A 9,084-nucleotide genomic window follows, 5' to 3' on the forward strand; every position below is an offset into this window, starting at 1 on the left:
CCTCCAGGCCGCGGGCGTGGGCGAGGAGTTCGCCGCGATCGCCCGCCCGGCGAACGGGCTGCGGCTGCTGGACGCCCGGCACCGGGTGATGGCCGAGTTCCGCCGCACCGAGCACGGCCTGCACGGCTACCCGCAGACCAGCATGTTCGACCAGCCCGAGCTGGAACGGGTGCTGCGCGACGCCCTGGCCCGGCGCCCGGAGTGCGAGCTCAGGGGTGGCGTGGAGGTCACCGGCATCGGCCCGGACACCGAGGGCCCCGTGCGCGTGACCTACCGGGACGACGCCGGGGAGCATCACCGGGCCGACGCGGTGCTCGGCTGTGACGGCGCGGGCAGCCTCACCCGCGAGGCCATCGGAGCCGGATGGGAGGACCTGCGCTTCGAGGAACGCTGGACCGTCATCGACGTCCGCACGACGGCCGACGTCCGCTGCTGGGAAGGCGTCGACCAGGTATGCGACCCTGACCGCCCGGCCACCTTCATGCGGGTGGGCGAGGACCGCTACCGCTGGGAGTTCCGGCTGCGCGAGGGGGCGGAGCAGCCGGTCCGCGAGTTGGTCGCCCCGTGGCTGCCGCCTTCGCAGGAGGGGGACTTCGAGGTCATCCGCGAGGCGCAGTACACCTTCCGGGCCCGCGTCGCCGACCGCTGGCGCATCGGACGGGTCTTCGTCTCGGCGACGCCGCCCACCTCACCCCGCCGTTCATCGGGCAGGGGCTGTGTTCTGGTCTGCGGGACGCCTACAACCTCACCTGGAAGCTCGCCCGCGTGCTCGGACAGGGCGGTGACGAGCGGCTGTTGGACACCTACGAGAGTGAACGCAAGCCGCACGCCCGGCACGTGATCCGGCTCGCGGTCGTCCTGGGCTGGGCCATGACCGGCGGCCAGGACGGTGCCGCCGCGATCCGCCGCAGGCTCCTGGCCGCGGCCTGCCGCATCCCCCGGCTCACCACGGCGGCCGGCCGCGACCTCAGCCCGCCCCTGGCCACGGGACTCCTCGTACGCCGCCGCCTCCGCAAGGGCCTTGCGGGAACGCACTGCCCCCGACCATGGATCACCGCCGACGGACGGCGCAGCCGCCTCGACGAGGTGCTCGGCGACTCTTTCACCATCCTGACCACCGCCGATCCCTGGCCCTCGCTGAACGCCCTCGCCCACGCGCTCGGCGTCCGGGCGATCCCCGTGACCGGCCTCGGCGACGACGGCACACTCGCCGCCTGGCTGCGCGCCGGCCGCGCGGACGCCGTACTGCTGCGCCCCGACCGCGTCGTCCTGGACGTCGTCCCGGCCGGGGGCCAGGACTTCACCGGCACCGCCGCCTGGGCGTCCCTTCTGCACAGCATCCGCAGTCCCCACCCGCCGCGACGAACCGTCGACATCAGCCTGCTGAGGAGCGTCACCCGATGAGTGTGCCCGAACCTTTCATGACGCCGGATCCGCAGGCCGTCGCGGACAGCAACCTCATGGACTTCGCCCGCCATGTCGGGATGTCCGGCGCCGATTACGACGCCCTGTACCGCTGGTCGGTCACCGACCTGGAGGGCTTTTGGGGGGCGGTGTGGGAGTACTTCGACATCGACGCGGACACGCCGTACGAGCGGGTGCTGGCGGAGGAGCGGATGCCTGGAGCCCGCTGGTTCCCCGGCGCCACCCTCAACTACGCCCACCACGCCCTGCGCAACCTCGCCGACGATGCCGTGGCGGTCATCGCCCTGGACGAGACCGGCTCCTGCTACGAGGTGACCGCGAGCCGCCTGCGCGCCCAGGTCGCCTCGGTCGCGGCCACCCTGCGCGAGCTGGGCGTGGGGCCAGGCGACCGGGTGGTGGGCTATCTGCCCAACACCCCGCACGCGATCGTGGCGTTCCTGGCCGCCGCGAGCCTGGGCGCCGTGTGGTCGGTGTGCGGACAGGACTACGCCCCCAAGGCCGCCGCCGACCGCTTCGCCCAGCTCGAACCCACCGTCCTGATCGGCGCCGACGGCTACCTGTTCAACGGCACCGCCCACGACCGGCGCGACGCCACCCTCGAACTCGCCCACGCGCTGCCGACGTTGAAGGCGACGCTGCTGGTGGGCCATGTGGGCCTGCCGTGGCCGTCGCGGGCGTACCCGTCGCTGGTCGTCCCGTGGGAGGACGCCGCTACCCGCACCGAGGAACTCACCTGCACGCCGGTGCCGTTCGATCACCCTCTGTGGGTCGTCTTCTCCTCGGGCACCACGGGCCTGCCGAAGGGCATCGTCCACGGCCACGGAGGCGTCCTGCTGGAGCATCTGAAGACCCTCGGCCTGCACTCCGACCTGGGCCCCGGCGAACGGCTCCTGTGGTACACCACCACCCACTGGATGATGTGGAACCTGGTCGCCTCCACACTCCTGACCGGTGCCACAACCTGCACTTACGACGGCAGCCCGGCGCCCCTCGCCAAGCCCGGCGTCCTGTGGGAGCTGGCCGCCCGCCACCGGGTGACCGTCTTCGGTACCAGCCCCCAGTACCTGCTGGGCATGGCCAAGTTCGGCATCGACCCCTCGGTGCACGACCTGTCGTCGATCCGCGTGGTCGGCTGCACCGGATCGACCCTGCCGGCCTCCGCGTACCCCTGGGTCCGCGACCACGTCGGCGACCGCGTGCTGCTCGCGTCGATCAGTGGCGGCACGGACGTGGTGTCCGGCTTCGCCGGCAGCGCACCCAACACCCCTGTGTGGGCAGGCGAGTTGTCCGCACCCCACCTGGGCGTCGCGCTGGCCGCCTACGACGACGAGGGCTTCCCGGTCGTGGGCCGGGTCGGTGAGCTGGTCGTCACCCGCCCCATGCCGTCGATGCCGCTGTACTTCTGGAACGACCCCGACGGCAGCCGCTACCGCGACGCCTACTTCTCCTCCTACCCGGGCGTCTGGCGGCACGGTGACTGGATCACGGTCACCGGCCACGGCTCGGTGATCGTGCACGGCCGCTCCGACAGCACGCTGAACCGCAACGGTGTCCGCCTCGGCAGCGCCGACATCCACGACGTCGTCGAGCGCCTCCCCGAGATCGCGGAAGCCCTGGTCATCGGCGCGGAGGAGGACGACGGCGGCTACTGGATGCCGCTGTTCGTGGTCCCCGCCGCCGGGGTGACCCTGGACGACACCCTCCGCGAGAAGATCCGCGACGCCATCCGGACCGGTGCCTCACCCCGCCACGTCCCCGACGAGATCCTCGCAGTACCGGGCATCCCGCACACCCGCACCGGCAAGAAACTCGAAGTCCCCGTCAAACGCCTCCTCCAGGGCGCCCCGGTCGAGCAGGTCGTCAACCTGGCCACCGTGGATGCCCCGGACCTCATCGACTACTACGCCCGCCTGGGCGCTGAGCGCAGGGACAGATCGGCATGACAACCGCACACACCACCCTCGCCGTCGCACTGGCCTTGGTCTTCCTCCCCCTGGGACTGGCGAAGATCGCCACCGTGCCGTTCATGCGTCAGGCAGCTGCGCATCTCGACATGTCGCCGGGTCTGTACCGCGTGATCGGCACCCTGGAGGTGGCGGGAGCCGCCGGGCTGCTGTTCGGCCTGGCTTCGGCCCCGCTCGGGTTGGCCGCCGCTGCTGGGCTGGCTGCGCTCATGGTGGCTGCCGTGGTGGTTCACCTGCGCCATGGCGACCCGCCCGTGCGGGCCCTGCCCGCCGCCGTACTGGCACTGACGGCGGTGGCGTACGCCGGGGCGGCGATCACCGCCGGCTGACGGCCCGGGTGTGCGTCGCGTCGAGCGGGAGGCCGTCGATGCCCGACGACTCACGGGCCTCCTGTCCGGCGTACCGTCGACAGTGTGGAGTACACGGCCGCCAGCCTTGTGTCCCGTGTCGCCGGCGACCTCGGGCCGATGGCGGACGAGGTGATCGCGGATGTGGTGCGGTGCCTGCGGCGTGAGGTTCCCGAACTGTGGAGCAACCCGGATCTCGTCCGCATGACGTCCGAGAACATCGCCGAGCATGTCGTCGGCGTGCTGGCCGGCCTGGAACACGGCATCGAGCCGAGCGAGATAGATCCGCCGCCCGCCGAGTTGGAACGTGCACGTCGGCTGGCCCGGTACGGCACGCCGGTCACCGCGCTGTTGCGGGCCTTCCGGCTCGGTCAGGGCGTCGTCCTGGACAGACTCCTCGCCGAGATGCCGCGGCTGACGAAAGACGCGCAGTTGATCAGCGCGGCAACCCGCCTCCTGCTCGCGATGGCGAACGGATACGTGGACGACGCGTCCGAACAGGGTGTCACGGCGTTCCAGGAGGAGCGGGACCGGCGACTGCGGTGGCGGCTGTCCTTGGTGAACGAGGCCGGTCTGCGCATCGGGACCACCCTGGACATCGCTCGCACCACCCAGGAGCTGGCGGACCTCGCCCTCGACCACTTCGCCGACCTGGTCACCGTCGACCTGCTCGACTCCGTGGTCCACGGGGACGGCACCCCGGCGCCGGGCCCCCTCGTACTGCACCGGGTCGCCCAGGCGTCGTCGGCGCAAGGCGGTCCCGAGCCGACGCTTGGGCTGGGGGCGGTTCGCGCCTGTCCGGACGGATCGGTCATGGCCCGCGCCCTGGCCACCGGCCGGCCCTCCAGGCACCCGGCGACGCCGACGGATCCGGCCGACGCCTTCGGCACCCACCCTGCCCGCTCGACGCTGGTGGTGCCGTTGAGCGCCCGCGGCGCCACTCTCGGCGTCGCGCGGTTCCGCCGGCACCGCAACCCGGTTCCCTTCGACGACGAGGATCTGATCCTCGCGCAGGAGATCGCGGCCAGGGCGGCCGTGGCCATCGACAACGCCCGTCGCTACACACACGCCCGTGCCACGGCCCTCACACTCCAGCGCAGTCTGCTGCCACGGCGTACGGCGGAGCAGTCCGCCGTCGACGTCGCCTGCCGCTACCTGCCCGCCGGTGGTCAGGCCGGTGTGGGCGGCGACTGGTACGACGTCATCCCGCTGTCCGGAGCCCGGGTCGCCCTGGTCGTCGGCGACGTGGTCGGCCACGGCATCCACGCCGCCGCCACGATGGGGCGCTTGCGCACCGCGGTCCGCACCCTCGCCGACATCGACCTGCCGCCCGAGGAACTGCTGACACACCTGGACGACGTCGTCATCCGCCTGTCCGCCGAAGCCTCGGCCGACCCGGACACGGAAATGGCCGGGGACATCGGCGCCACATGCCTGTACGCCGTCTACGACCCCGTCGACGGCCGCTGCTCCCTGGCCCGCGCGGGGCACGTGCTGCCCGCCGTAGTGAGCGGCGACGGAACGGTCGATCTTCTGGACCTGCCGTCCGGCCCGCCGCTGGGCCTGGGCGGACTGCCGTTCGAGGCGGCGGAGGTCGACCTGCCCGAAGGCAGTCTCCTGGCCCTGTACACCGACGGCCTGGTCGAAGCCCGCGACCGCGATATCGAGGCAGGCCTCACCCTCCTGCGCCACGCCCTCGCACAGCCCTCCGCATCCCCGGAGGCCGCCTGCGACACCGTGCTCCAGGCCTTGCTGCCCGCAGGCCGACCCCACGACGACGCCGCTCTGCTGCTCGCCCGCACCCGCACCCTCGGGGACCATCAAGTCGCCGCCTGGGACGTGGACGCCGACCCGGCAGCCGTCGCCCGGGCTCGTTCGGGCGCCATCCGGCAGCTGTCGTCCTGGGGGCTGGGGGACCTCGACTTCATCACCGAACTGGTGGTCAGCGAACTGGTCACCAACGCCATCCGCTACGGCCGACCCCCCATCCGCCTGCGCCTCATCCGTGATCAGTCACTCCTGTGCGAGGTGTCCGACGCCGGCAGCACCACCCCCCACCTGCGCCGGGCCCGCGCGTTCGACGAGGGCGGACGCGGCCTGCTCCTTGTCGCCCAGCTCGCCGAGCGCTGGGGAACGCGCCACGCCCGGCAGGGCAAGACGGTCTGGGCCGAGCTGGGTGAGGAGAAGCACGCCGGGCGCTCGGACCCGGCCTCGCTCCTTTAGCGGCAAGGAAACCCGCAGTTCTGATGAAATCATCGCTCTTCTCGGTCGTAACCCTTGACGATGTGTTCCATCAGGCTTGAGTATTTCCTCATTATGGCGTTGCTGCACTGACGGCGCCCACCCGCGCAACGGGATGAGGAACGGGCACTCACCCTTGCGCCCGAGACTGCGCTCTCGTCAGCCGTCCACGCTTCTCACAGTTTCTTCAGGAGGGCTCCTCATGCCCATGCGCACGGAGATACCCGTCTACCACCCCGACCTGTATTCGGCGTCGGCCATCCGCGACACCTATCCGCACTACGCCGCGCTGCGCGCACTCGGCCCCGTGGTCTGGCTGAGCAAGCACAAGGTCTACGCCCTGCCGCGATACGCCGAGTGCAAGCAGGTACTGCTGGACGACGACACCTTCGTCTCCTCGGGCGGCGTCGGTCTGAACCCCGTCGCCAACCGCGTGGGCCAGGGCACCACGCTGTTCAGTGACGGCGATGAGCACGCCCGCCGCCGCTCCCTTCTCGCGCACCGCCTCACTCCCAGGGCGCTGCGCACGATGCAGGACACGGTCGACCAGCAGGCGGCCGCCGTGGTCGAGGCAGCTGCAGCCCGCCGAACGGTGGATGCGGTGGAGGTCGCCACGGCGCTGCCGATGTCGGTCGTCCCAGACCTGGTCGGCTGGCCCCAGCAGGGCCGTGAGCACCTGCTGCGCTGGGCCGGCGCCACCTTCGACGCGCTGGGCCCGTTCAACCGCCAGGCGGTGCGCACCCTTCCCGCGTCCCTCGGCATGATGCGCTACGCCCGCGGTGTCGTCCGCGACCGGTCCGTGCTGGACGGCAGCATGGGCCACGACCTGCTGCGCGCGTCCGACGAGGGCCGGATCATGCCCGCCGAGTGCGTCACCATGATGATCGACTACCTGGCGCCATCCCTGGACACCACGATCAGCGCCATCTCCAGCGCTCTGTACCTGTTCGCCACCCACCCCGAACAGTGGCGCCTGCTGAAGGCGGACCCGGACCTGGTCCCGAAGGCGGTCAACGAGATCGTCCGCTACGAATCCCCGATCCGCGCCTTCTCCCGCACTGCCGCCCGCGACACGGAACTCGCGGGCGTCCCGCTCCCCAAGGGCTCCCGGGTGCTGGTGCTCTACGGCTCCGCCAATCGCGACCCGCTGGAGTGGGACGACCCGGACACCTTCGACATCCGCCGCGACGCCGCCCGCCAACTCGGCTTCGGGCAGGGCACCCACGGCTGCGCCGGCCAGGGCCTGGCCCGCCTGGAGACCTCCGCGATGCTCCGCGCCCTGATCGAACGCGTCGACCGCATCGAGCCGACCGGGACACCCGAGTGGTCCCTGAACAACGTCATCCATCGCCTCGAGCGCCTGCCGCTCGAACTCATCCCCGCCTGAACCCCGCCGCTCGCCCGTTCGAGGACAGCTGAGGACAGCACCATGAAGATCTCCGTCGACCATCCACGCTGCGAAGGCCACGGCCTGTGCGCCGACCAGGCCCCCGACATCTTCAGCCTGGACGACGACGCCGAACTCACCTACCGCTTCGAAGGCACCGACGTCCCCGACGAGCATCAGCCCGCCGCCCGCGCGGCCGTCAATGCCTGCCCGGTCGCCGCCCTGCGAGTCCTGTCGTGACCGCACCGCGCTCGGTGCTCATCGTCGGCGAGTCACTCGCCGGCACCACCGCCGCCCGCCACCTGCGCACCCTCGGCCACACCGGACCCCTCACGATCATCGGCGCCGAGGAGCACGGCGCGTACTCCCGCCCGCCCCTGTCCAAGGTGGTCCTGAAGGACCCGGCCGCGGACCAGACCCTGGGCCTGGTCCTCGACGGGATCGACGTCGACGTCATCCGCTCGGCCGCCGTCGCGGCCGACACCCGACGCCGCACCGTCACGACTGCCGACGGCCGCCAGGTGGGCTACGACGCGCTGATCGTCGCCACCGGCGCGGACGCCCGCCGGCTCGCCGCCCCCGGACAGCGGGGCGAACTCGTCCTGCGCACCCTCGACGACGCCCGCCAACTCCGCGCCCGCCTGGCCCACGCCGGCTCGGCGATCGTGGTCGGCGCCGGCTTCCTGGGCATGGAGGTGGCCAGCGCCTGCGCCGCCCGCGGCATCCCGGTCACCGTCGTGGACGCCGACCGCCCGCTGGAACGCATCCTCGGCGACCACCTGTCCGCCGAGATCACCGCACGAGCCTCAGCACACGGCATCCGCTTCATACAGGCCACCGGCTTCGCCACCCTGACCGGCGACCCCGTGAGCGGCGTGGCGCTCCCCGACGGCACCGAGCTCACCGCGGACCTGGTGGTCACCTGCGCCGGAGAAGCACCTTGCGTCGGCTGGCTGGCAGGGACGGGCCTCGCCGACCGCCTCGGTGTCGGCATCGACCATGCCTGCGCCACCACCGTGCCCGGCGTGTTCGCCGCCGGCGACGTCACCTACCTCCGCGGCGACGGCACCCGGCCCGACCGGCGTGCCCCCTTCTGGTCCAACGCCGTCGCCCAGGGCAGGACCGCGGCGGCCTCCGCTCTAGGTCTCCCACCGCCGGGACCAGCGCAGGACGACTACTTCTGGACCGAGGTGGCCGGTCTCACCGTCAAGATCGTCGGCCGCCTGCCGCTACTCGGCGAACCAACCACGGTGCAGGGCAGCGTTTCCGACGGACGCGCGCTGCTGACCTGGAGCCAGGCAGACGGAACGTCGACGGCGGTCGCCTACGGACTGCGCAGACCGGTCGCCGCGCTGCGGGCCTTGGCCGCCACGTCCTTGCCGCCGCCACCGTGACGGCGGCACATGAGCGTTGCGACGTAAGGAAGCTACGGGGCGCGGGCATGGCCGGGGTGCTGTTCCGCGGCGCACTCGGCTGATCCCGGGCAGTGGCCGCTCTCCAGGCCGACGGACCGGACGAACTCCGTGCACACCGGGCCCGGACACAGCATGGCCAGCCTGACGCCCGGTGAGCGCCGTTGTCTGGGAACGCGTCCATGCCGCTGCCATCGTCCCGGCGGAGCGCGGAGCGATGGCAGCCGGGTGTGCGTCGCGCGTCAGATGCCCAGCATCTGGTTGAGCTCGTTCAGGGACTTCACCGTCACGTAGTCGTAGCCGTGGGT

At 72.0% G+C, this 9,084-nt stretch carries 6 protein-coding genes and 1 pseudogene; all 7 read left to right on the top strand.

Annotation, left to right across the window (positions count from 1 at the left end; genetic code table 11):
• A pseudogene (locus GTY47_RS18665) lies at nucleotides 1-1,404 on the top strand (bifunctional 3-(3-hydroxy-phenyl)propionate/3-hydroxycinnamic acid hydroxylase); the annotation flags it as partial.
• Nucleotides 1,401-3,368: an acetoacetate--CoA ligase gene (locus GTY47_RS18670; RefSeq protein WP_010049247.1), complete on the top strand. Its 1,968-nt coding sequence runs from the start codon at nucleotides 1,401-1,403 to the stop codon at nucleotides 3,366-3,368. The pseudogene GTY47_RS18665 and the gene GTY47_RS18670, both read left to right, overlap by 4 nt.
• On the top strand, nucleotides 3,365-3,718 hold the full coding sequence (locus GTY47_RS18675) for a DoxX family protein (RefSeq protein WP_010049249.1): 354 nt from the start codon (nucleotides 3,365-3,367) through the stop codon (nucleotides 3,716-3,718). Before GTY47_RS18670 ends, GTY47_RS18675 begins: the two co-directional genes overlap by 4 nt.
• Nucleotides 3,719-3,802: 84 nt before the next feature.
• Nucleotides 3,803-5,959 (top strand): SpoIIE family protein phosphatase, encoded by a 2,157-nt coding sequence (locus GTY47_RS18680; protein WP_029181827.1) that lies wholly within the window; start codon nucleotides 3,803-3,805, stop codon nucleotides 5,957-5,959.
• 220 nt (nucleotides 5,960-6,179) lie between these two features.
• Complete coding sequence (locus GTY47_RS18685) at nucleotides 6,180-7,364, top strand: cytochrome P450 (protein WP_010049252.1); 1,185 nt, start codon at nucleotides 6,180-6,182, stop codon at nucleotides 7,362-7,364.
• A 42-nt stretch (nucleotides 7,365-7,406) separates the two neighbouring features.
• The gene (locus GTY47_RS18690; protein WP_010049253.1) at nucleotides 7,407-7,604 is read left to right on the top strand and encodes a ferredoxin; all 198 of its coding nucleotides are present in this window, start codon (nucleotides 7,407-7,409) and stop codon (nucleotides 7,602-7,604) included.
• Nucleotides 7,601-8,758, top strand: a complete 1,158-nt coding sequence (locus GTY47_RS18695) for an FAD-dependent oxidoreductase (RefSeq protein ID WP_010049254.1) — start codon at nucleotides 7,601-7,603, stop codon at nucleotides 8,756-8,758. The genes GTY47_RS18690 and GTY47_RS18695 overlap by 4 nt, the downstream gene beginning before the upstream one ends.
• The last annotated feature ends 326 nt before the right edge of the window (nucleotides 8,759-9,084 follow it).

The organism is Streptomyces sp. SID5464, from assembly GCF_009862985.1.
In the GTDB taxonomy this organism is placed as follows: Bacteria; Actinomycetota; Actinomycetes; order Streptomycetales; family Streptomycetaceae; genus Streptomyces; species Streptomyces chartreusis_D.